The sequence below is a fragment of the Frigidibacter albus genome (assembly GCF_009908165.1).
Lineage (GTDB): Bacteria > Pseudomonadota > Alphaproteobacteria > Rhodobacterales > Rhodobacteraceae > Frigidibacter > Frigidibacter albus.
Genome location: NZ_JAAAUC010000003.1, coordinates 215509 through 237672, shown reverse-complemented (window position 1 = coordinate 237672; position 22164 = coordinate 215509). Strand labels below are relative to the sequence as shown.

22 protein-coding genes and 1 tRNA gene are annotated in these 22164 nt (G+C 67.4%); 11 read left to right on the top strand and 12 right to left on the bottom strand.

Annotation, left to right across the window (positions count from 1 at the left end):
- The first annotated feature begins 124 nt into the window (after positions 1 to 124).
- The 6 genes from GVY41_RS06120 to GVY41_RS06095 are packed head-to-tail and all read left to right on the top strand — an operon-like array spanning position 125 to position 6738.
- Positions 125 to 1162, top strand: a complete 1038-nt coding sequence (locus tag GVY41_RS06120) for a rod shape-determining protein (RefSeq protein ID WP_161344378.1) — start codon at positions 125 to 127, stop codon at positions 1160 to 1162.
- Positions 1163 to 1220: 58 nt separating this feature from the next.
- Entirely contained in the window at positions 1221 to 2174 is a 954-nt protein-coding gene (gene mreC / locus GVY41_RS06115; RefSeq protein ID WP_161344380.1) for a rod shape-determining protein MreC, read from the top strand.
- Positions 2171 to 2704 (top strand): rod shape-determining protein MreD, encoded by a 534-nt coding sequence (locus GVY41_RS06110; protein WP_161344382.1) that lies wholly within the window; start codon positions 2171 to 2173, stop codon positions 2702 to 2704. Before mreC ends, GVY41_RS06110 begins: the two co-directional genes overlap by 4 nt.
- Entirely contained in the window at positions 2701 to 4644 is a 1944-nt protein-coding gene (gene mrdA, locus GVY41_RS06105) for a penicillin-binding protein 2 (RefSeq protein WP_161344384.1), read from the top strand. The genes GVY41_RS06110 and mrdA overlap by 4 nt, the downstream gene beginning before the upstream one ends.
- Positions 4645 to 4659: 15 nt before the next feature.
- Positions 4660 to 5799, top strand: coding sequence for a rod shape-determining protein RodA (rodA, locus tag GVY41_RS06100; protein WP_161344387.1), 1140 nt, complete (start codon positions 4660 to 4662; stop codon positions 5797 to 5799).
- A gap of 3 nt (positions 5800 to 5802) precedes the next feature.
- A complete protein-coding gene (locus tag GVY41_RS06095; RefSeq protein WP_161344389.1) occupies positions 5803 to 6738 on the top strand; it encodes a 2-hydroxyacid dehydrogenase in 936 nt (311 codons plus the stop codon).
- Positions 6739 to 6878: 140 nt separating this feature from the next.
- Here the strand turns inward: GVY41_RS06095 and GVY41_RS06090 are convergent, their stop codons facing one another.
- The 7 genes from GVY41_RS06090 to GVY41_RS06060 all read right to left on the bottom strand — a co-directional run bounded on the left by GVY41_RS06090 (position 6879) and on the right by GVY41_RS06060 (position 14780).
- Entirely contained in the window at positions 6879 to 7676 is a 798-nt protein-coding gene (locus tag GVY41_RS06090) for an SseB family protein (protein WP_161344391.1), read from the bottom strand.
- Positions 7673 to 8284 carry a uracil-DNA glycosylase family protein gene (locus tag GVY41_RS06085; protein ID WP_161344393.1) on the bottom strand — a complete coding sequence of 204 codons (612 nt, stop codon included), beginning with the start codon at positions 8282 to 8284 and terminating at the stop codon, positions 7673 to 7675. Before GVY41_RS06085 ends, GVY41_RS06090 begins: the two co-directional genes overlap by 4 nt.
- 337 nt (positions 8285 to 8621) lie before the next feature.
- On the bottom strand, positions 8622 to 9455 hold the full coding sequence (gene kdsA, locus GVY41_RS06080; RefSeq protein WP_161344396.1) for a 3-deoxy-8-phosphooctulonate synthase: 834 nt from the start codon (positions 9453 to 9455) through the stop codon (positions 8622 to 8624).
- Between the two features lie 21 nt (positions 9456 to 9476).
- Positions 9477 to 11081 carry a KpsE/RkpR family capsule polysaccharide export protein gene (locus GVY41_RS06075; protein WP_308421079.1) on the bottom strand — a complete coding sequence of 535 codons (1605 nt, stop codon included), beginning with the start codon at positions 11079 to 11081 and terminating at the stop codon, positions 9477 to 9479.
- A gap of 64 nt (positions 11082 to 11145) precedes the next feature.
- Positions 11146 to 11805: an ABC transporter ATP-binding protein gene (locus GVY41_RS06070; protein ID WP_161344400.1), complete on the bottom strand. Its 660-nt coding sequence runs from the start codon at positions 11803 to 11805 to the stop codon at positions 11146 to 11148.
- Positions 11806 to 11977: 172 nt separating this feature from the next.
- Complete coding sequence (locus tag GVY41_RS06065; RefSeq protein WP_161344402.1) at positions 11978 to 13231, bottom strand: Na+/H+ antiporter NhaA; 1254 nt, start codon at positions 13229 to 13231, stop codon at positions 11978 to 11980.
- 364 nt (positions 13232 to 13595) lie between these two features.
- The gene (locus tag GVY41_RS06060) at positions 13596 to 14780 is read right to left on the bottom strand and encodes a BaiN/RdsA family NAD(P)/FAD-dependent oxidoreductase (RefSeq protein ID WP_161344403.1); all 1185 of its coding nucleotides are present in this window, start codon (positions 14778 to 14780) and stop codon (positions 13596 to 13598) included.
- A 120-nt stretch (positions 14781 to 14900) separates the two neighbouring features.
- Between GVY41_RS06060 and GVY41_RS06055 the strand changes: the two genes are divergently transcribed.
- A tRNA-Gln gene (locus GVY41_RS06055) sits at positions 14901 to 14975 on the top strand.
- A 56-nt stretch (positions 14976 to 15031) separates the two neighbouring features.
- On the opposite strand, the gene GVY41_RS20730 is transcribed toward GVY41_RS06055, so the two are convergent.
- Positions 15032 to 15118, bottom strand: a complete 87-nt coding sequence (locus tag GVY41_RS20730; protein WP_161656873.1) for a small membrane protein YohP — start codon at positions 15116 to 15118, stop codon at positions 15032 to 15034.
- Positions 15119 to 15221: 103 nt separating this feature from the next.
- On the bottom strand, positions 15222 to 16235 hold the full coding sequence (locus tag GVY41_RS06045; RefSeq protein WP_161344405.1) for an AI-2E family transporter: 1014 nt from the start codon (positions 16233 to 16235) through the stop codon (positions 15222 to 15224).
- A 155-nt stretch (positions 16236 to 16390) separates the two neighbouring features.
- On the opposite strand from GVY41_RS06045, the gene phnD reads away from it, so the two are divergent.
- The 4 genes from phnD to phnE (GVY41_RS06025) all read left to right on the top strand — a co-directional run bounded on the left by phnD (position 16391) and on the right by phnE (GVY41_RS06025) (position 19830).
- Positions 16391 to 17344 carry a phosphate/phosphite/phosphonate ABC transporter substrate-binding protein gene (phnD, locus tag GVY41_RS06040; protein WP_229725953.1) on the top strand — a complete coding sequence of 318 codons (954 nt, stop codon included), beginning with the start codon at positions 16391 to 16393 and terminating at the stop codon, positions 17342 to 17344.
- A gap of 67 nt (positions 17345 to 17411) precedes the next feature.
- Complete coding sequence (gene phnC / locus GVY41_RS06035; protein ID WP_161344410.1) at positions 17412 to 18233, top strand: phosphonate ABC transporter ATP-binding protein; 822 nt, start codon at positions 17412 to 17414, stop codon at positions 18231 to 18233.
- Positions 18230 to 19030 (top strand): phosphonate ABC transporter, permease protein PhnE, encoded by an 801-nt coding sequence (gene phnE / locus GVY41_RS06030; protein ID WP_161344412.1) that lies wholly within the window; start codon positions 18230 to 18232, stop codon positions 19028 to 19030. Before phnC ends, phnE (GVY41_RS06030) begins: the two co-directional genes overlap by 4 nt.
- Positions 19027 to 19830 carry a phosphonate ABC transporter, permease protein PhnE gene (phnE, locus tag GVY41_RS06025; RefSeq protein ID WP_161344414.1) on the top strand — a complete coding sequence of 268 codons (804 nt, stop codon included), beginning with the start codon at positions 19027 to 19029 and terminating at the stop codon, positions 19828 to 19830. The genes phnE (GVY41_RS06030) and phnE (GVY41_RS06025) overlap by 4 nt, the downstream gene beginning before the upstream one ends.
- A gap of 53 nt (positions 19831 to 19883) precedes the next feature.
- Here the strand turns inward: phnE (GVY41_RS06025) and yghX are convergent, their stop codons facing one another.
- From yghX to GVY41_RS06010, 3 genes are all read right to left on the bottom strand, one after another.
- The gene (yghX, locus tag GVY41_RS06020) at positions 19884 to 20783 is read right to left on the bottom strand and encodes a YghX family hydrolase (protein WP_161344416.1); all 900 of its coding nucleotides are present in this window, start codon (positions 20781 to 20783) and stop codon (positions 19884 to 19886) included.
- Between the two features lie 112 nt (positions 20784 to 20895).
- Complete coding sequence (locus tag GVY41_RS06015) at positions 20896 to 21723, bottom strand: ergot alkaloid biosynthesis protein (protein WP_161344418.1); 828 nt, start codon at positions 21721 to 21723, stop codon at positions 20896 to 20898.
- Between the two features lie 2 nt (positions 21724 to 21725).
- Positions 21726 to 22163, bottom strand: coding sequence for a nuclear transport factor 2 family protein (locus GVY41_RS06010; RefSeq protein ID WP_161344420.1), 438 nt, complete (start codon positions 22161 to 22163; stop codon positions 21726 to 21728).
- Position 22164 lies beyond the last annotated feature (1 nt).

Here is a 22164-nt window from a genome sequence, read left to right as displayed (position 1 = left end):
CGAATTGCCGCCGATGGGCGCGGCGGGGGGCCTTTCGCCCTGCGCCGCGCCTGCCTATAAGGGGCCTTGGTCCGCGCGCGGAACGCGAGTCGCGGGCCGGCGGGGCTGGCAGCAGGAAATACATATGGGATGGTTTGGGGGCTTGTTCTCGTCGGACATGGCAATTGACCTTGGGACCGCGAATACGCTGGTCTATGTCAAGGGACGGGGGATCATCCTGAATGAACCCTCGGTCGTGGCCTATCACGTCAAGGACGGCAAGAAGCAGGTTCTTGCGGTTGGCGAGGATGCCAAGCTGATGCTGGGCCGCACGCCGGGCAGCATCGAGGCGATCCGCCCGATGCGCGACGGGGTCATCGCAGACTTCGACGTGGCCGAGGAGATGATCAAGCATTTCATCCGCAAGGTCCACAAACGCACCACCTTTACCAAGCCCAAGGTCATCGTCTGCGTGCCGCATGGCGCGACGCCGGTGGAAAAGCGGGCGATCCGCCAGTCGGTGCTGTCGGCAGGCGCGCGCCGCGCCGGGCTGATTGCCGAACCGATTGCGGCCGCCATTGGCGCCGGGATGCCGATCACCGACCCGACCGGCAGCATGGTCGTCGATATCGGCGGCGGCACGACGGAAGTCGCGGTGCTGTCGCTGGGTGACATCGTCTATGCCCGCTCGGTCCGCGTTGGCGGCGACCGCATGGACGAGGCGATCATCAGCTATCTGCGCCGCAACCAGAACCTGCTGGTCGGCGAGGCCACGGCCGAGCGGATCAAGACCTCGATCGGCACGGCGCGGATGCCCGATGACGGGCGCGGCGCCAGCATGCTGATCCGCGGGCGCGACCTGCTGAACGGCGTGCCGAAAGAGATCGAGATCAACCAGGCGCAGATCGCCGAGGCGCTGGCCGAGCCGGTGCAGCAGATCTGCGAAGCGGTGATGATCGCGCTGGAGGCCACTCCGCCCGACCTCGCCGCCGATATCGTCGACCGCGGCGTGATGCTGACAGGCGGCGGCGCGCTGCTGGGAGACCTCGACCTTGCGCTGCGCGAGCAGACGGGGCTGTCGATCTCGATTGCCGAACAGTCACTCAATTGTGTGGCGCTCGGCACCGGCAAGGCGCTGGAATACGAGAAGCAGCTTCGGCATGTGATAGACTACGACAGCTGAGGCAGGCCCCCGCACAGGGCCGCGCCGGCACCTGACAAGACCGATCTGGGGACCATCCGTGGCACGAGACCGCAATGCCGACATCGACTTTGCCGGGCCGGTGCGCCGCATCCTGATCGTGGTGCTGGCACTGGCCCTGTCGGCGACCTTCCTTTTGTGGCGGATCGACAGCCCGCGGGTGGAACGCTTCCGCGCCGCGCTGGTGGACAAGGTGGTGCCCAACATGGATTGGGCGCTGCTGCCCGTCACCAAGGCGGTGGGCATGGTCGAGGGCTTCCGCTCCTATGCCCGGATCCATGAGCAGAACACCGAGCTGAAGCGCGAGCTGCAGCAGATGAAGGCCTGGAAAGAGGCCGCGGTGCAGTTGGAACAGCAAAACGCCAAGCTGCTGGCGCAGAATCAGGTGCGGCTGGATCCGCAGCTGACCTCCGTGTCAGGCGTGGTGCTGGCGGATTCGGGATCGCCCTTCCGCCAGTCGGTGCTGCTGAATGTCGGCAGCCGCGATGGCATCGTCGATGGCTGGGCCACGATGGACGGGCTGGGGCTGGTCGGGCGCATCTCGGGCGTGGGCAATACCACCAGCCGGGTGATCCTGCTGACCGACAGCACCAGCCGGATTCCGGTGACGGTGCAGCCCTCGGGGCAAAAGGCGCTGCTGGCGGGCGACAATTCCGCCGCGCCGCCGCTGGAGTTTCTGGAAAGCCCCGAACAGGTGCGCCCGGGTGACCGCGTGGTCAGTTCCGGCGATGGCGGGGTGTTCCCGGCCGGACTGCTGGTCGGCCAGGTGGCGCAGGGCGCCGACCGCCGGCTGCGGGTGCGGATGTCCGCCGATTATGAACGGCTCGATTTCCTGCGGGTGCTGCGCAGCCACCCGGCCGAACGGATCACCGATGCCGGCGTGCTGATCCCGCCCGAAGTGGCCCCTGCCCTGCCGGTGGAGCCCGGGGCCGAGACTGCGCCCGAGCCTGTGGCCGACACGCCCGCCGCGGCGGAAGCGGAGACCGGCGGATGATCGACCCGGTCACCACCCGCCGCTGGAGCTATCGGGCGCTGTTCGTGGCGCTGGCCGCCGCGCTGCTGTTCGTGCGGCTGCTGCCGCTGTCCACCCTGCCCGCGCATATTCCGGGGCCGGACCTGATGCTGTGCATCACCTGCGCCTGGGTGCTGCGGCGGCCCGATTTCGTGCCCGCCCTCGCCATTGTTGCGGTGTTCCTGATCGAGGACATGCTGGCGATGCGCCCGCCGGGCCTCTGGGCCCTGGTCGTGCTGCTGGGGTCGGAGTTCCTGCGCGACCGGGCCGGCGCGATGCGGGGGCTGCCCTTCCTTGCGGAATGGGCGACAGTCACCGCGGTGATGGCGATCATGCTGCTGGCCAACCGGCTGGTTCTGGCGCTGGTGGTGGTGCCGCAGACCGGGCTGGGGCTGACCTTGCTGCAATTCGTGATCACGGTGCTGGCCTATCCGCTGGTGGTGGCCGTGTCGCATCTGGCGCTGGGGCTGCGCGCGCCCAGCGAGATTGACGGAATGGGGAGCCGGGCATGAGACGCTCACCGAAGGACACGGCGGAAAGCGCCCGCAAGATCACCCGCCGGGCGCTGCTTCTGGGCACGGCGCAGACGGCGGTGATTGCCGTCCTCGGCCTGCGCATGCATGAGATGCAGGTCGATCAGGCCGACAACTTCCGGCTGCTGGCCGAGGAGAACCGCATCAACATCCGGCTGATCCCCCCGGCGCGCGGGCTGATCCATGACCGCAACGGCGCGCTGATCGCCGGGAACGAGCAGAACTACCGCGTGGTCATCACCCGCGAGGATGCCGGGGATGTGGAAGAGGTGCTGCACCGGCTGGCGCGGCTGATCCCGCTGACGCCCGAAGATATCGAACGGACCCTGGCAGAGGCCAGAAAGCACTCGGCCTTCGTGCCGATCACCGTCGCCGACCGGCTGGACTGGGAAGATTTCAGCCGCATTGCCGTGAACGCCCCCGCCCTGCCCGGCGTGACGCCCGAAGTGGGCCTGTCGCGCTTCTACCCGATGAAGGGCGATTTTACCCATGTGGTGGGCTATGTCGGCCCGGCCAGCGATTATGACCTGGCACGGATGGAAAACCCCGATCCGCTGCTGCTGATCCCGCGGTTCCAGATCGGCAAGCTGGGGCTGGAGGCAAAGCTGGAAGACCGGCTGCGCGGCAGCGCCGGCACCAAGCGCATCGAGGTGAATGCGGTGGGCCGGGTGATGCGCGAGCTGGACCGACAGGAGGGCCAGCAGGGCGCCCGGGTGCAGCTGACCTGCGACATGGGCCTGCAGAACTACATGCAGGCGCGTCTGGGGGAGGAAAGCGCCGCCGCGGTGGCGATGGATGTGGAAACCGGGGATATCCTCGGCATCGTGTCGTCCCCCAGCTACGACCCCAACATGTTCGTGCGCGGGATCAGCGGGCCGGAATACCGCGCGCTGATGGAGCATGACCACCGGCCGATGGCGAACAAGGCGGTGCAGGGCACCTATCCGCCGGGATCGACCTTCAAGATGGTGGTGGCGCTGGCCGCGCTCGAGGCGGGCGTGATCAGTCCCGAAGAGACCGTCTATTGCCGCGGCCATACCGAGCTTGGCAACCGCCGCTTCCACTGCTGGAAGCGCGGCGGGCATGGCAGCATGGGACTGATCGAAAGCCTGCAGCATTCGTGCGACGTGTATTACTACGAGATCGCGCAGCGGGTGGGCATCGAGAAGATCAGCGAAATGGGCCGCCGGCTGGGAATGGGCATCGCCCATGACCTGCCGATGTCGGCGGTGGCTGAAGGCCTGATGCCGACCAAGGACTGGAAGGTCACGAATCGCGGCGTCGACTGGCAGGTGGGTGACACCTTCAACTCCGGCATCGGGCAGGGCTTCGTGCTGGCCTCGCCGCTGCAGCTTGCGGTGATGACGGCGCGGGTGGCAACCGGGCGGGCCATCGTGCCGCGGCTGGTGCGCTCCATCGACGGGGTCGAGGAGCCGATCCTGGGCGGCGAGTCGCTGGGGCTGGACGAAAACCAGCTGCGTCTGGTGCGGCGCGGGATGCATGCGGTGGTCAACGCCCGCGGCGGCACCGCTTACGGCGCGCGTGTGGTGGATGACGCGATGGTCATGGCCGGCAAGTCGGGCACCAGCCAGGTGCGCAACATCACCGCCGCCGAACGCGCGGCGGGGGTCGTGTCGAACGACCAGCTGCCCTGGAACCGGCGCGACCATGCGCTGTTCGTCAGCTATGGCCCCTATGAGGCACCGCGGGTCGCGGTGTCTGTGGTGGTGGAGCATGGCTCGGGCGGATCGGGCGTCGCCGGGCCGATTGCCCGCGATGTGCTGCTGCAGGCGCTGTCGGGCGGGCTGCCGCCGCTGACCGCCTACCCCGAGAACCAGCGCGACAAGATCGAGGAGCAGCGCAGCCTGATGCCGCTGATCGCGCCCGATGCCGGCCCCGTCACATCGACACGGGCCTGAGGGGACGGCGGGCGGATGAGCTATCTGGAATACAACGTCAAGACCGTGCCGACCGGCATCCGCAAGGTGCTGTATGTGAACTGGCCGCTGGTGCTGCTGCTGACCGCCGTCGCCTCGGCCGGGTTCGTGATGCTGTATTCGGTGGCGGGCGGCAATCTGGACCGTTGGGCCGAACCGCAGATGAAGCGGTTTGGCGTGGGCCTTGCGCTGATGTTCATCGTCGGCTTCGTGCCGATCTGGTTCTGGCGCAACATGGCGGCGCTGGCCTATCTGATCTCGCTGGTGCTGCTGCTGGTGGTGGAGTTCTTCGGCCATGTCGGCATGGGCGCGCAGCGCTGGATCAACCTTGGCTTCATGATGCTGCAGCCGTCGGAGCTGATGAAGATCTCTATCGTGATGCTGCTGGCGGCCTATTACGACTGGCTCGACGTCAAGAAGGTGTCGCGCCCGCTGTGGGTGCTGATGCCCGCGGTGCTGATCCTGCTGCCCGTGGGGCTGGTGCTGACCCAGCCCGACCTTGGCACCGCGATCCAGGTGAGCCTCGGCGGCGCCATCGTGATGTTCGCGGCGGGGGTCAGCTGGATCTATTTCGGGGTGGTGATCGCGGCAGGCGTGGGGCTGGTGGCGGTGGTGCTGTCGTCCCGCGGGACACCCTGGCAGCTGCTGCACGACTATCAGTTCCGGCGGATCGACACCTTCCTCGACCCCTCGGCCGATCCGCTGGGGGCGGGTTATCACATCAGCCAGGCCAAGATTGCGCTCGGGTCCGGCGGCTGGGGCGGCAAGGGCTTCATGCAGGGCACCCAGTCGCGGCTGAACTTCCTGCCCGAAAAGCACACCGACTTCATCTTCACCACGCTGGCCGAGGAGTTCGGCTTCGTGGGGGCCTTCTCCTTGCTGCTGCTCTATGTGCTGATCGTCGGCTTCTGCCTGATCTCGGCGATCAACAACAAGGACCGTTTCGCCGCGCTGCTGACCATCGGCATTGCCGGCACCTTCTTCCTGTTCTTCTCGGTGAACATGCTGATGGTGATGGGGCTGGCGCCGGTGGTGGGGGTGCCGCTGCCGCTTGTGTCCTATGGCGGGTCGGCGATGATGGTGCTGCTGGTGGCCTTCGGGCTGGTGCAGAGCGCGCATATCCACAGACCGAGGTAGCCGATGATCCACGTGTATTTCGCCGCGGGCGCACAGATGTGGCCCCGCTATCAGGCGCCGCTGGCGCAGGCACTGGCGGCCGCCGGGGTGGAGGCTGTGGTGTCCGAGGTGGCACCTGCCGATCCGACTGCGGTGGATTACCTGATCGTGGCCAATGGCGGCATGGTCAGCGATTTCGCGCCCTTCACTGGCGCGCGGGCAGTGCTGAACCTCTGGGCCGGGGTGGAGAAGCTGGTGGGGAATGCGACCCTGACCCAGCCGCTGTGCCGGATGGTCGACCCGGCGATGACCGAGAGCATGGTGGAATATGTCACCGGCCATGTGCTGCGGCATCATCTGGGGATCGACCGGCATATCCTGAATGATCGCGCCGAGTGGCTGCCCGAGGGGCCCGGCCCGGCGCGGTCGCGCTCGGTAACGGTGCTGGGGCTGGGGGAGCTTGGCAGCGCCTGCGCCACGATGCTGGCGGCGCTGAACTTCCGGGTGACGGGGTGGAGCCGCACCCCCAAGTCGCTGCCCGGCATCCGCTGCCTGTCGGGCGAGGCGGGGCTGAGCCAGGCGCTGGCCGAGGCCGAGATCCTGGTGCTGCTGATGCCCTATACCGCCGAGACCGAGAACCTGCTGAACGCCGGGCGCATCGCCCTGATGCCCGCCGGCGCCGTGGTCATCAACCCCGGCCGCGGGCAGTTGATCGACGACGGCGCGCTGCTGGCGGCGCTGGACAGCGGCCATCTGGCGAACGCCACGCTGGACGTGTTCCGGGTGGAACCGCTGCCGGCGGAGCACCCGTTCTGGGCGCATCCGAAGGTGACGGTGACGCCGCATATCGCCGCCGAGACCTATCCCGAAACCGCCGCCGTGGTGGTGGCCGAAAACATCCGCCGCGCCGAGGCGGGGGAGCCGCTGATGTATTTGGTGGATCGCGGCCGGGGGTATTGAGGGAACCGCCTTGACATGAAGGAGCGGGGGGCCTTCTGCCCCCCGCGCCCCCCGAGGATATTTGGAAAAGGCAAAGGGGACGGCGCGGCGAGTACGGTGGCTGCGCCGCCTTGGTCAGCGGGCAGCGGAGTTTGGGGCGATCAGCGCAGGATCGGCGGCTTGGCGGGGTCCATCCCCGGCGCGGCGGGGGACAGCACCTGCTCGGTCTCCTCCGCCGGTTGCGGCAGGTCGAAGCGCAGCGCCACGGCGGCCATCTGGCGGGCGGCGGGGCTGGCGGGGTCGAGGAAGGTCACGTCGATCTCGCCCGCCTCCACGCCCGAGAAGGTCAGCGCCTCGGCCACCGCATGGGCCAGCGCCGGATGCGCCTCGGGCCGGGCCCCGAGGAAGGCCAGCATGTGCCCGCGCCGCCCGCCCGCGTAGCTGACCCCCGCCAGCAGCGCCTGCACCGCCAGCCCCGCGGCAAGCGCCAGCTTGGCGTCCAGCGCCGTCAGCAGCGCCTGCGGCAGCTGCGCCGGCGGGTGGAACCGCTCCGGCACCGCCTCCACAGCCTGCGGGCCGGCATCGAGCGTCTGCACCAGCCAGACCAGCGCCTCGGCCGGCAGCAGCATCTCGGACGGGGCGACGCCGAGGTTCAGGCCGAGGCCGATCCCCTGCCCCGCCAGCATCCGCACCACCACCCGGCCCGGCAGCGCGGCATAGGGAGCCGGGGCCTCGGTGAAGGCCGAGAGACGTTCCTCGAGGTCGAAGGCCAGCACGAACTGCCCGTCTTCCAGCGCAAACACCTGCGGGGTGATCTGGTCGCCGGCAGGATCCTCCTCCAGCAGCACGAACAGCTCGGCATCCGCGATACGCTCATAAAAGCGCAGGCGCGCGGCGTCATCCTCGGGCGCGGCACTCATCGCGGCATGGGCGAGGTCGAGAATGGTGGTGTCGGTCATGCCAAAGCCTCCTGAACCCGGGCGCGGAGGGCGGGAAGCACCTCGGCCGCGAACCAGGGATTGCGTTTCAGCCATCCCGTATTCCGCCAGGACGGATGCGGCAAGGGAAACACGGCGGGCGCATGGTCGCGCCAGCGGGCGACGGTGGCCCCCACCCCGCCGCGCGTCGCCGCCGCGCCCAGATGCCAGCGCTGCGCAGGACCCCCCACCAGCAGCATCAGCGGCACCGGGCCAAGCGCCGCCATCACTTCGGCCCGCCAGGTGGCGGCGCAGCGCGGCGGCGGCGGCAGGTCGGAGCCCGCGGCATCATAGCCCGGAAAGCAGAAGGCCATCGGCACGATCGCCACGCGGGCGCGGTCGTAGAACGTGGCGGGGTCAATCCCCAGCCAGTCGCGCAGCCGATCCCCCGAAGGGTCGGCAAAGGGCCGCCCGGCCAGATGCACCCGAATTCCCGGCGCCTGCCCGACGATCATCACGCCGGGCGTGGCGCCAGTGTCGAACCACGCCACCGGGCGCGGGGCATGGGCGGTGGCGGTGCGGGCGAACTCGGCGGCGCAGAGGCGGCAGGCGCCGATGCGATCCGGAAGCGAGAGGGGGCGGTCGGTCATCCGCCAGATCTAGGCACTGCGCAGCGGATAAACAGGGCCCCGGCGCGATCCAGCGGCTTGCCGGTGGCGGGCCGCCGCTCCCACGGTGCCCGGGCCTCGGATCCTGCTGCAGCTTGGGCCGAGAGCCCACTCGATCAAGATGACAAGGCGTGGGCTCTCTACAGAGGGGTCATGGCGCATCCGGCCAGCGCCAGCCAGGTCGGGAACTGGCCTCAGTCGGACTCTCGCTGCAGGCAGCTCTTGGGGATGCGTCCCGCATGGGCGGGGCGAGGGAGTGCCTCGGCTTTTTTCTGCCCGAATGGAGTGGTTCGGAGTCCGGTCAGGGTCCGAGGTCCCCTCACACCCTGACCGGATCCGCCTTCGCCACCGCATCAATCGCCATCAGCACCCGCAGCAGCGCCGGCATCTGGTCCAGCGGCACCATGTTCGGCCCGTCGGAGGGTGCGGTGTCGGGCGCCTCATGCGTCTCGATGAACACGCCGGCGATGCCGAGGCTGACGGCGGCGCGGGCCATCGCCGGGGCGAATTCGCGCTGGCCGCCGGTCGAGCCGCCCTGGCCGCCGGGCTGCTGCACCGAATGGGTCGCGTCCATGATCACCGGGTAGCCGGTCCTGGCCATGATCGGCAGGCTGCGCATGTCGGCCACCAGCGCGTTGTAGCCGAAGCTGACGCCGCGCTCGGTCAGCAGGATCTTCTGGTTCCCGGTCGAGGCGACCTTTTCCGCGACATTGGCCATGTCCCACGGGGCAAGGAACTGGCCCTTCTTGATGTTGATGACGCAGCCGGTCTGCCCGGCAGCCAGCAGGAGGTCGGTCTGGCGGCAGAGGAAGGCCGGGATCTGGATCACGTCGACCACCGCCGCCGCCTCGCGCGCCTGATCCGCGTCATGGATGTCGGTCAGCACCGGGCAGCCGAAGGCGGCGCGCACGCCTTGCAGGATCTTCAGCCCCTCGGCGATGCCAAGGCCGCGCTTGCCCGACAGCGAGGTGCGGTTGGCCTTGTCATAGCTGCCCTTGAAGATGAACTGGGCGCCGACGGCCGCGCAGGCCTCGGCCATCGCCCCGGCGATCATCTGGGCGTGGTCCGCGCTTTCCAGCTGGCAGGGGCCGGCGATCACGGTCAGCGGGCGGTCGTTGCCGGTGGTCAGCCCGCCGATCATCACGTCTTTCATGGTCTTCTCCTTGGGCCTGGTCTAGGCCGAAACCTGCTCTCGCAAGATCGAGGCCGTCAGCGACAACATAAGATAGAGTCCGCCGAAGATCAGCATCGCCACCAGCGTGTTTTCAAAGGCGCGCGGATAGGTCGGCTCGTCGGGCGGCAGCGGCTTGACGCCGGTGGACAGGTAGCGCGTCTGCTTGTTCGCCTCGATCCGCGCCACCTCCATCTGCTGGGCGGCCTGGCTGAGCATCAGCTGGCGCGTCTGCAGGTCGGCCTCGGCAATCCGCATCTGGCCCGAGATCATGGCGAGCGAGGTGGCCCCCCCGGTGCTTTGCGTCAGCTGCGAGCGCAGGCTGCCGATCATGTTCTGCAGGCGGGCGATATCGCCCTCGGCCCCCGCGACGCGGGCGGCGTTGGGCTGGCTGTTGTCGTTGAGCTGCTGCAGCTCCAGCCGCTTTTGCGCCAGCTGCACCTCGAAGGTGCCGATCTGCTGCATCACCACCTGGTTTTCGCTGATCGGGTCCAGCACGCCCAGCTGTTCTTGCATCTCCAGCACCCGGGCCTGCGCGGCCAGCACCTTGGCCTCGGCATCGGCATAGCTTTCACGGGCGCCCTGCATCTGGTCTTCGCGCAGACGCTGGGTGAGGTGGTCGACCTGTTCCTCGGCATAGCCGATCAGCGCCTCGGCGAAGGCAGTCGAGACAGCGGGATCGGTGGCGATCACCTCCATCTTGATGATGCCCTCGGTCGGGTCATAGCCGATCTTCACGTTGCGCTTGTAGGTGCGATAGGTCGCCTCCTCGGTCGCATCGGGGGCAAGCCTTTGCAGCGGGTCGATGCCCGGCTGGCTCCAGTGGTCGCGGAAGCCAAGGTCGGCGTCCAGCCGCTGCATCGCCTCGCGCGATTGCATGTAGCCCTGCACGGTGATCGAATCCTGGCTGGTGGCGAATTGCGTGCCCGAGAACATCGAGCCGATGCTGGTGGCGCTTTCGGCCTGCTGGATGACGAATTCCGAGCGGGTGGAATAAAGCGGCGTGGCGATCATGTAGTAATACCACCCGGCGATCAGCGTCGGCAGCAGCACGAAAAACGCCAGCCGGGTCATCAGCAGCGCCAGCTTGCGGCGGCGGCGCTTGGCGATGCCGCGCTGGACCTTGAGGATCTCGGCGGCGCGGCGCTCGGGCGTCAGCGGTTGATTGGAGGGCAGCTGCGGAGTCTGGCGCGTGGTCTGCGGCAGCTGGATCTTGCTTTCCTGCGCCTCGGACACCACGAGGTCGAGCATGTTGGAGCGCTGGAAAGGGTCGATGCCGCGGCGGCGCAGGACGCGCACCGCCTCGAAATCCGAGGTGACCTCGATCCCGTGGCGCTGCGCGACGCGGCGGGCCATGCGCAGCTGGCGCCCGGTCAGCCCTTCAGCGCGGATGGCGGCGATCTCTTCCTCGGGGGTGCGCTCGGAGGGGCCAAGCACGCTGTCTTGCGCCGCAGTGGGATAGCGGTCGGGGCCGAAGCCGTCATCATCCGCGGTGCCCGGCACCATCAGCATCGGCGCCTCGTCCGGGTGCTGGCGCGGCATCGGGGCCAGCACCGGCGTGCTGCGCGGCGGGCGCTGCGCCTCGGGCGGCATCTCGGTGGCGGGCATCGGCGCCGGTTCCGCCGCGGCGGGCGGGGCGGGGGACGGCGTAGCCCGGCGGATGCGGAATTTCTTAGCCTTGGTGGGAGTAATCATAAAGCTGTTTGGCCTCTTCCAAGGTGTCGAACATATGCAACTGGCCGCCCTGCAGCACGGCTGCGGAGCGGCAGAACTTTTCCAGCGTCTGCGCCTGGTGTGACACCACGATCACCGTGGCGCTTTGCAGGCGGTCGCGCAGGATGGTGCCGGCCTTGCGGTTGAACTCGGCATCGGTGGTCGCCGGCATCCCTTCATCGATCAGATAGATGTCAAACTCCAGCGCCAGCAACAGCGAAAAGCTGAAGCGGGCGCGCATCCCGGAACTGAAGGTGCCGACCGGCATGTCGAAATACTCGTCGATCCCGCAAAGCCAGCGGCTGAACGCCTCGACATAATCGGGGTCGAGCCCGTAGATCCGGGCGATATAGCGGCAGTTCTCGGTGGCGGTATGCTTGTTGACGACGCCGCCCATGAACCCCAGCGGGAAGGACACCCGGCTGGTGCGGGTGATCTTGCCCTCGTCGGGCTTCTCCAGCCCGGCCATCATGTTGATGATCGTGGTCTTGCCGGTGCCGTTCGGCGCGAGGATTCCCAGCGAGTTGCCCAGTTCCACGCGGAACGTGGCGCGGTCAAGGATCACCTTGCGCTGCTTGCCGGTCCAGAAGGACTTGCTCACGTTCTCGAATTCCAGCATCCGCCTTGTGCCCCGTCCTGCTCTCGCAGTTCCGTTCTGCCGCCCGCTGGCTTGCGGGCTGTGGTTGAGGGGGCAGCATAGCCCCCCATTCTGCCCGCATTATGGCGGAGCGGCCGCAAAAAATCCAATGGCTTGCGCGCCGCAGGGTGCAGCGCGGCGCGCAAGGCCCGGGTCAGTAATCGACCTTCTGCACGCGCAGCAGCTTGCCGGCCAGCAGGGCGATGCCCGCGGCGGCAAAGCTGAACAGCGCGCCCATCTTGGCCGCGTCCTGCACCGGCCCGGCCTCGAAGGCGACCGAGGCCACGAACAGCGCCACGGTGAAGCCGATGGCGGCGACGCAGCCCAGAACGAACACGTCGCGCATCGTCATGCCTTCGGGCAGGCCAAAGCCCAGCAGACGCGCGCCGACCCAGCCCATGAGCAAAATCCCCAGCGGCTTGCCGATCAGCAGGCCCGCCATCACCAACCAGGTCGGTTCGGAAATGGCGCTGAACTCCACCCCCGCATTCAGCAGGCCGAAGAACAGCAAGATGATCTCCACCGGGTATTTCAGGTGGTGTTCCATGGTGTTGAGCAGGTCATGCAGATGCTCCTCCGCCTCGGCGAAGATCCCGAAGCCGCGGTCGGCATGGGGGATGGTCGGCACGATCGGCAGCAGGCCAAGCGCGGGGTGGATGCCGGCCTGCTGGAACCCGTACCAGCTGAGGCAGCCGGCGATGAGGTAGGGCCAGAAGGACAGCACCTTGCGCGCGAAGGTCGAGTTCGGGCGCAGCTGGTTGCCCCTGTCCAGGTAGCGCGGCAGCCAGTTGGCCAGCACGAAGACGGTGGCGGCCGCGCCGAAGGACAGCAGCAGCCATTCCGGCGCCAGCTCGCCCGAGGGGTAGAAGATCGCCAGGATCAGCAGCCCGCCCGCATCATCGGCAATCGCCAGCAGCAGAAGGAAGCGGATCGCCGGGTGCCCGGCGCCAAAGACCATGCGGCCCACGAGGTAGGAAAAGGCGATGTCGGTGGCGGTGGGGATCGCCCATCCTTGGCTGACCGTGGCATAGACCCCCAGCACCGCCGCGAGGCCGAGGTAGACCGCGACCGGCCCCACCATCCCGCCCACGGTGGCGATCAGCGGCGTGACCGCCTTGGACCCCCGCAAGGAGCCTTCCTCCAGTACGATGGCTTCCCAGACTTCCTTGGCCGCCATCGCGAAGAACAGCGCCATCAGCACGTCATTGACCAGATAATGCAGGGTCAGCGTGCGGTGGATCTCGCCGTTCACCTCATGCGCGTGGCCGATGATGAAGTTGTCGATCAGCACGAATTCCACGACATCGTGGTAGCTGTTGGGCGAGGTATTGGCCCAGAGCAGGGCCACCAGCGCGCCCCCGAGCAGCAGCAGCGAATAGGTGGTGACAAAATTCCAGACGCGATACATCTCTGCCCCTTGTCCCTGTTTCGCATTGGCATAAGCGATAGATTCCAGCGGAGCAACGACCGCGTACAGGGCCTTGTGAATTGGCCGCAGGCCCCTTGTAGGGGGTGTGGCGGGCCAGAGGCGTCTTGCAGAATTTCAGCTGCCGGCGGAGGGCTGTGCCCGCCTTGCGCGGGGCCATCAGGCTTTGCCAGCAGGAGGGTCGCTGCCCCGGCCCCTGCCCTACGGCTCATGCCGCCGGGCGAGCGGCCAAGTGGTCAGAGCCTGCGCCCCGTTTCCGGCTTTTTTCCTATGCATATGGAATACATATCGCTTCCGCATGGGTTCCACATAGGGGTTTCAACGGACTCAAAGGCTTGCGGCGCGGTCAGGCCACCTGCCCCGCCGCCCAGCCCGAGGACCAGGCCCACTGGAAGTTGTACCCGCCCAGCCAGCCGGTCACGTCCACCACCTCGCCGACGAAATAGAGCCCCGGCACCGGCTTCGCCTCCATCGTCCGGGCGTCCAGCGCGTCGGTTTCCACCCCGCCCAAGGTCACCTCGGCCGTGCGGTAACCCTCGGTTCCCACCGGCCGCAACACCCACGCATGGATGCCCGCCGCCAGCCGTTCCAGAACCGGATTTCCCTGATCTGCCAAGCGGTTGCCTCCGTCCAGCCCCGCCTCAGCCAGCGCCAGCGCCGCCACCTTCTCGGGCAGCAACCGCGCCAGCGCGCTTTGCAGCGCCACCCGTCCCGCAGCCCCCCGCGCCGCCTTCAGCGCCGCCGCCACATCCTGCCCCCGCGCCAGATCGACCGTGATCGGCAGCCCCTCGCGCCAGTAGCTGGACACCTGCAGCACCGCCGGCCCCGACAACCCGCGATGCGTGAACAGCAGCGCCTCATCAAACCCGGTCTTGCCGGACATCACCCGCGCGCTCACCGACACCCCCGCCAGCGGCCGCAGCCGCTCCAGCTCCTGCTCCGCAAACGTCAAGGGAACAAGGCCCGGACGTGTTTCCAGCACCGGCAAACCGAACTGTTCCGCGACCTTGTACCCCAGCCCGGACGCCCCGATTTTCGGGATCGACTTGCCCCCCGTCGCCACGATCAGGCTGTCCCCGGCAAAGCTCCCGCGCGAGGACTCCACGGTGAACCGCCCGCCCTCCCGCCGCACCGCGCCGATTTCTGCCCCGGTCACCAGCTGCGCCCCGGCCCGGGCTGCGCCGGTCAGCAGCATGTCCACGATCTGCGTGGCCTTGCCGTCGCAGAACAGCTGGCCGAGGGTTTTCTCATGCCAGGCGATCCCGGCGGCATCGATGCGCGCGATGAAATCCTGCGGGGTGAACCGCCGCAGGGCAGAAAGTGCAAACCTCGGATTTTTCGACAGGAATCGTTCGGGCGCCGTGGACAGGTTGGTGAAATTGCAGCGTCCGCCGCCGGAAATCCGGATCTTTTCGCCCGGCCGCACGGCATGATCAAGCACGATGACGCGCCGCCCGCGCCGCCCGGCCTCGGCTGCGGCAAAGAGGCCGGCCGCGCCGGCTCCGAGGATCAGGACGTCTGCAGTTTCCATCCCCTGCCCTTAGCCCCGGCGCGCCCGGCGTGCAATGTGACAGAAGAATGTGCCACCAGCCTCGCCCGCCGATTTTTAGGCTTGCGGCCCCCCGGCGGCTTGAGTAAACAGCGCGCCAGTTGGGGCGTCGCCAAGTGGTAAGGCATCGGTTTTTGGTACCGACATACCCAGGTTCGAATCCTGGCGCCCCAGCCAACTTCCTAGTGTCAATGGACGTGAAAAAGGCGGACCCTTCGGCCCGCCCCGTCAGTTCAGAAGATCAGCATCAGCAGGCCGACGACAACGGCCAGCCCGATCAGGAAGATGATACCGATGGTGCCACCGATGAATTTCAGCATGGTCGTCTCCTAGCTCCAGGTCTGTTGCATGGGACAAGCGCCCCTCTGCGAACCCAACCCCTGCCGGCGCCCGATGTTCCGGAAAATTGGGCCGGGCTGGCAGTCACGCCCGCTCCCGTTCCAGATAGTCGTCGACATAAAGTGCGCCGATCAGCGTCATGCCGACGGCCGCCAAGGGCGTCGCCATCGCGAGGCCGAGGATGCCGAACAGCACCCCCAGCAGCAGCTGCGCGGTGATGATCAGCGCGGGAGGCAGCGAGACTTTTTCCTGCTGGATCAGCGGGGTGAGGATGTAGCTCTCCAGCGCCTGCACCGCGACATAGACGCCGAGCACCATCAGCACGGTGCTTTGCCCCTCGGGGAAGGCCAGCAAGATCCCGGGCACCGCCGCCAGCACCGGGCCGATATTGGGGATGAAGGCCAGCAGCCCCGCAATCAGGCCAAGGATGAACGCCAGCGGGATTCCGATCAGCCACAGCCCCAGCCCGGTCAGCACGCCCACCGCCGTCATCGCCATCAGCTGCGCCGTCAGCCAGCTGCGCAGAGTATTGCCCGCCTTGTCCATCACCTCATCCGCCCGGGGCCGCAGCGAGGGCGCCAGCAGCGCCAGAACGCCGGACCGGTAAAGCCCGGGATCCAGTGCGCCATAGATGCCGATGAACAGCATGATGACGAAATTGCCGAGCGCGCCGAAGGTGCCGGTCACAGCCGAGGCCGCGGCAAGGCCGCTCTCGCTCGACATCAGGCTGGAGGGGTCGATGGCGTCGGTCAGGCGCTGGCCCCAGCTGTATTGCTCCACCCGCTCGCGCAGGCTTTCGAAGGCGGCGGGGATCTCCTCGGTCAACTGGTCGAACTGCTCGGCCATCGCGGGGGCAAAACCCAGCATCGCGCCACCGAGGGCGATGAGGATCAGCAAGATGAAAAGGCCGATCCCCAAGGGCCGCGGCATCCCGGTCTTGCGGGCGATCCAACCGCCGCCTCCGCCAAAGAACACGGCGAAGAGGATGCCGGCGAAGATCACCAGCAGCACATCGGGCGCGACAAGAAGGAGGAGGATCAGCGCAGCCGCAAGAACGACAAGCGAGATGGTGCGGCGGGTTGGGGTTCTGTCCTGCATGCGGCCCCAACGTCCCGTCCTCTGCCGGGTTCCGCCGGGGACCAGGGTTGCGCCAGCGCGCATTCATTGTCATCTTTCCGTTACAACGCCGTTGGCCGCACGTCACATCCCTCGCCTAGGGACTGCCTGATACCCTTTTCTCGGAACAGGAGCACATGATGACCATCCGCGCCCTTCTCGCAGCCACCGCCCTTTCGCTTGCAGCCTTCCCGGCCGTTGCCGAATTCGCTCTCGACTCGCGCTACACCGACGCCGATGGCGACATGATCGCCGACATCCCGACCGATGCGTCGGAACTGGTCGATCCCGACACCCTGATCTTCGCCTATACCCCGGTCGAAGATCCGGCCGTCTATGCCGAAGCCTGGGCCGATTTCATCACCAACATGGAAGAAGTCACCGGCAAGACCGTGCAGTTCTTCCCGATCGACTCCAACGCCGCCCAGATCGAGGCGATGCGCGCTGGCCGTCTGCATATCTCGGGCTTCAACACCGGGTCGAACCCGCTGGCCGTCGCCTGCGCCGGCTTCCGCCCCTTCGCCATGATGGCCGCCGCCGATGGCAGCTTCGGCTACGAGATGGAAATCATCACCTATCCCGGCTCGGGCATCGAGAAGGTCGAAGACCTGAAGGGCAAGCAACTGGCCTTCACCTCGGAAACCTCGAACTCTGGCTTCAAGGCTCCGTCGGCGCTGCTGCAGGCTGAATACAACCTTGTAGCCGGCACCGACTTCGAGCCGGTGTTCTCGGGCAAGCATGACAACTCGATCCTCGGCGTTGCCAACAAGGACTACCCGGCTGCTGCCATCGCCAACTCGGTGATGACCCGGATGGTCGAGCGTGACGTGATCAAGGCCGATCAGATCGTGTCGATCTACAAGTCGGAAACCTTCCCGACCACCGGTTACGGCGTTGCGCACAACCTGACGCCGGAACTGCAGGAGAAGATCAAGGAAGGCTTCTTCGGCTTCAACTGGGAAGGCACCTCGCTGGCCGAAGAGTTCTCGAAGTCGGGCGAAGAGCAGTTCATCCCGATCACCTTCAAGGACAACTGGTCGGTGATCCGTCAGATCGACGAAGCGACCGGCGTGTCCTACGCCTGCCAGTAAACGCTACAGTCAAACGAAAATGCGGGCCCCGTGCCCGCATTTTCATGTCTGCCAGACAGGATGCACGATGCTAGAGCTTCAGGGCCTGACCAAGACCTACAAGACCGGCGACACCGCGCTCAGCGATGTCAGCTTCTCTGTCCCCAAGGGCCAGATCGTCGGGCTGATCGGGCCTTCGGGCGCCGGCAAGTCGACGCTGATCCGCTGCATCAACCGGCTGGTGGAGCCGACCTCGGGGCGGATCGTCCTGGGCGGGCGCGACCTGACCGGGCTTGGCGTGCGCGACCTGCGGGCGCAGCGGCGCCGGATCGGGATGATCTTTCAGGAATATGCGCTGGTCGAGCGGCTGAGCGTGATGGAGAACGTGCTGTCGGGCCGGCTCGGCTATGTCGGCTTCTGGGCCAGCTTCACCCGCCGCTTCCCGCCCGCCGATATCCAGCGCGCTTACCGCCTGCTGGACCGTGTCGGCCTGATGACCCATGCCGACAAGCGCGCCGATGCACTTTCCGGCGGCCAGCGCCAGCGGGTCGGCATCGCGCGGGCCCTGGCGCAGGAGCCGGAACTGCTGCTGGTCGATGAACCCACCGCCAGCCTCGACCCCAAGACGAGCCGCCAGATCATGCGGCTTCTGGTCGAGATCTGCACCGAATCCGGCCTGCCCGCCATCGTCAACATCCATGACGTGCCGCTGGCGCAGCAGTTCATGCAGCGCATCATCGGGCTGCGCGCCGGGCAGGTGGTCTTTGACGGCACGCCTGCGCAACTGACCGAAAGCGCCCTGACCGAGATCTACGGGTCTGAAGACTGGACCGCGATGCGCAAGGGCCATGAGGATGACAAGGACGCCGAGGCGGACGCGCTGCGCCGGCTGTCGGTGCTGCCGGCATGACCACCTATCCGACCACATGGCGGCGCCCGCCGCAGATCTTCACCCATCGCGGCTGGCGCATCGGGCTGCAGCTGGCGGCGCTGATCTATCTGGTCTTCGCCATCGGCACGCTGGAAGTCAGCTGGGCGCGGATCGCCGAGGGCGGCGAGCGCGGGATGCGCTTCCTCATGGGGTTCCTGTCGCCCGACTTCTCCAGCCGCTGGCGCGACATCAGCCAGGGCCTGATCGAGAGCCTGACGATGACGTTGACATCCACCGTCGTCGGCGTCGCCATTTCCATCCCCATCGGCATCGGCGCGGCGCGCAACGTGGCCCCGGCCTGGATCTACGCGATCTGCCGCAGCATCATCGCCATCAGCCGCGCGCTGCAGGAGATCATCGTTGCCATCTTCTTCGTGGCGATGTTCGGCTTTGGCCCCTTCGCCGGCTTCCTGACGCTGTCTTTCGCCACCATCGGCTTCATCTCGAAGCTGCTGGCCGAGGATATCGAGGATATCGACGAGGCGCAGGCCGAGGCGATCCGCGCCACCGGCGCCTCCTGGGCGCAGCTGATCAACTACGCCATCCAGCCGCAGGTGATGCCGCGGCTGATCGGCCTGTCGCTCTACCGGCTCGACATCAACTTCCGCGAAAGCGCGGTGATCGGCATCGTCGGGGCGGGCGGCATCGGCGCCACGCTGAACACCGCCATCGACCGCTATGAATATGACAGCGCCGGGGCGATCCTGCTGATGATCATCGCGCTGGTGATGGTGGCCGAATACAGCTCCAGCTATCTGAGGAAATTCCTGCAATGAGCGATTTCCCCGCAAGCTGGCAGTTCCGCAGCCCGAAGGCCCGGCTGGCGCTGTGGTTCGGCTGGCTGTGCCTTGTCGCGCTGTTCGTCTGGTGCTGGCAGGTGATGAACGAGCGCACGATCTGGATGTTCGTGCAGGATGCACCCAAGCAGGCGGCCGATATCGGCGGGCGGATGTGGCCGCCGCGCTGGTCCTATCTGGGCGAGCTGATGGTGCCGCTGTGGGACACGCTGAACATGGCGACGCTTGGCACGCTGCTGGGGGTGATCCTGGCGGTGCCGGTAGCTTTCATGGCCGCGCGCAACACCTCGCCCTTCCCGCTGATCCTGCGCCCCATTGCGCTGTTCATCATCGTCGCCTCGCGCTCGATAAACTCGCTGATCTGGGCGCTGCTGCTGGTCGCCATCCTTGGCCCGGGGCTGCTGGCCGGGATCATCGCCATCGGCCTGCGGTCGATCGGCTTCATCGGCAAGCTGCTCTATGAGGGGATCGAGGAAACCGACATCCGGCAGGTCGAGGCGATCACCGCCACCGGCGCCAGCCAGGCGCAGGTGCTGAACTACGCCATCGTGCCGCAGATCCTGCCCGCCTTCTGGGGGATCACCGTGTTCCGCTGGGACATCAACATCCGCGAAAGCGCGATCCTCGGCCTCGTCGGCGCCGGCGGGCTGGGGCTGAAGCTGCAGAACTCGCTCAACACCCTCGCCTGGCCGCAGGTGACGCTGATCCTGCTTGTGATCCTGGCGACGGTGGTGCTGTCGGAATGGGTGTCTGCCAAGGTGCGGGCCGCGATCATCTAAGCCTGTCCCTTGCCCCGCGGCGCATTCCGCGGGGCAAGAGGGGCGCAGAAGCGTCACACCAGATAGCGGTTGAACCAGTCCAGCGTCCGCTCCCAGGCCAGTTTCGCCGCCGGCTCGTCATAGCGCGGGGTGGAATCGTTGTGGAAGCCGTGGTTGGTGCCCGGATAGATGTGCGCCTCATAGGTCTTGCCATGCTCTTTCAGCGCCGCCTCGTAGGCAGGCCAGCCGGCATTGACGTTCTCATCCGTCTCGGCGAATTGCAAAAGCAGGGGCGCCTCGATCTTCGGCACGTCGGCGACGGGCGCCTGCCGGCCGTAGAACGGCACCGCCGCCGCCAGTTCGGGATAGGCCACCGCCGCCGCATTCGACACGCCGCCGCCATAGCAGAACCCGGTGATGCCAACCTTGCCGGTCGTCAGCTCGCTGGCCATCAGCCATTCCACCGCGGCAAAGAAATCGTTCATCAGCAGCGCCGGATCGACCTGCCGCTGCAATTCTCGCCCCTGCTCGTCATTGCCGGGATAACCGCCGACCGAGGTGAGCCCGTCGGGCGCCAGCGCCACAAATCCCGCCTTGGCCAGCCGCCGCGCCACATCCTCGATATAGGGGTTCAGCCCGCGATTCTCATGCACCACCACGACGCCTGGCTTCGCATCGGCGATTGCCACGCCATCGACCGCCGGGCGCACCAGATAGCCGCGCACCTCGCCATGGCCGTTCGGCGAGGGGTAGGTGATGTATTCCGCCACGATCTCGGGATCGGTGAACATCACCTGCTGCGCCAGCGCGTAGTTCGGCATCAGCGAGGACAGCAGCGCCGCCGCGGTCAGCCCGCCAATGGCGAACTTGCCGGCGCGGTCCAGAAACTCGCGCTTGGTGATGCGGCCATGGGCGTAGAAATCGTAAAGCTCCAGCAGCTCTGCCGGAAAGTCCTTTGCGGTCAGCCGTGTCATGCGATCCTCCCTGATGCAGCGACCCGGCCTGCCAGCGCGGGACAGGGCGATGCTAGCGCCCGAAGGCCCTGTCGCAAGCCTGGCCAGCTACACGATGCTGCGAGCGGCTGGGTCAGGACCAGGCCGCCACAGCCCGCTCGGCAAAGGCCCGGAAAGAGGTCGGCGCCTGCCCGGTCAGCTGCTGCATCCCGGTCGTGGTCCGGTCCTCGGCGCCGGCGCTGATCGCCGCATCGAGGCTGGCCAGCGTCTCGGCATAGCCCTGCGGCACCCCCTGCGCCACGAAACGCGCGGTCAGGGCGGCGGGGTCCAACGGCACATGGCGCACCGGGCGGCCGATCACGTCCGACAGGATCGCGGCGGTGTCGTCATAGCTCAACGCCTCGGGGCCGGTCAGCACGTAATCCGCGTTCAGCGGTGTGGCAGAGGTCAGCGCGGCCAGCGCGGCGGCGGCGATGTCGCCCGCGTCAATGAAGCCGATACGGCCGTCGCCGGTCGCGCTGTAGATCGCACCCGCCTGCCGGATCGTGTCTCCGTGCGGGCCTTCGCTGAAGTTCTGCATGAACCACGAAGGGCGCAGGACGGCCCACTCCACGGTATTCGCGAGCCAGCCATGCACCTCGCCCATCATCGGCCCGCCGGGCTCCAGCAGCGAGGAGCTGAGCAGCACGAAGCGCCGCACGCCCCGCGCCTGCGCCGCCTCCAGCATCGGCCGCATCACCGCCAGATGATCGGTCCGGTCGGTGGGCGCGACCAGATAGGCGGCATCGCAGCCGTCGAAGGCCGCGGCGGTGGACAGGTCGGCCCAGTCGAAGCGCCGGTCCTGCGGCGAGTCAGGGGTCCGCGTACCGATCCGTGCGTCGATGCCTGCCGCGCCCAGAAGGCCCGCCACACGGCGGCCGGTCTTGCCGGTTCCGCCGGTCACAAGAATGCGCTGCCCCATGCTCAAGCCCGCCCCGCATAGGCCGCTGCGGCCGCCTCGGCACCGCCAAGCGCGGACAGCACCACAAGGGGGTTCCAGTAGTCGCGGTAGCAGGCGATGCGACCGTCGCGCATCGTGACGACCGAGATGTAGGTCTGGTCATAAGGGGTGCCGGTCTGGGTGCCGCGGCCGGTGCAGGTGAACTCGATCACCACCGTCTCGCCCGCGGGATGGACAGCCCCGAGCGTCATCTCGCCAAAGTCGATCAGCGGACCCAGCTTGGCCAGGTGCCCCGCCAGCGCGGCGCGCCCCTCGAGCCGGGCCGGCATCCCTTCCGGCGCGAAGGGGAATTCGAACACGATGTCCGCGGCGAACATGCCCATCATGTCCTCGGCCGGGGCAAGGCGCGCGCCGAGCGCGGCGCGCAGCAGGCTTGAGAAGCTGTTGAACTTGTCAGTCATG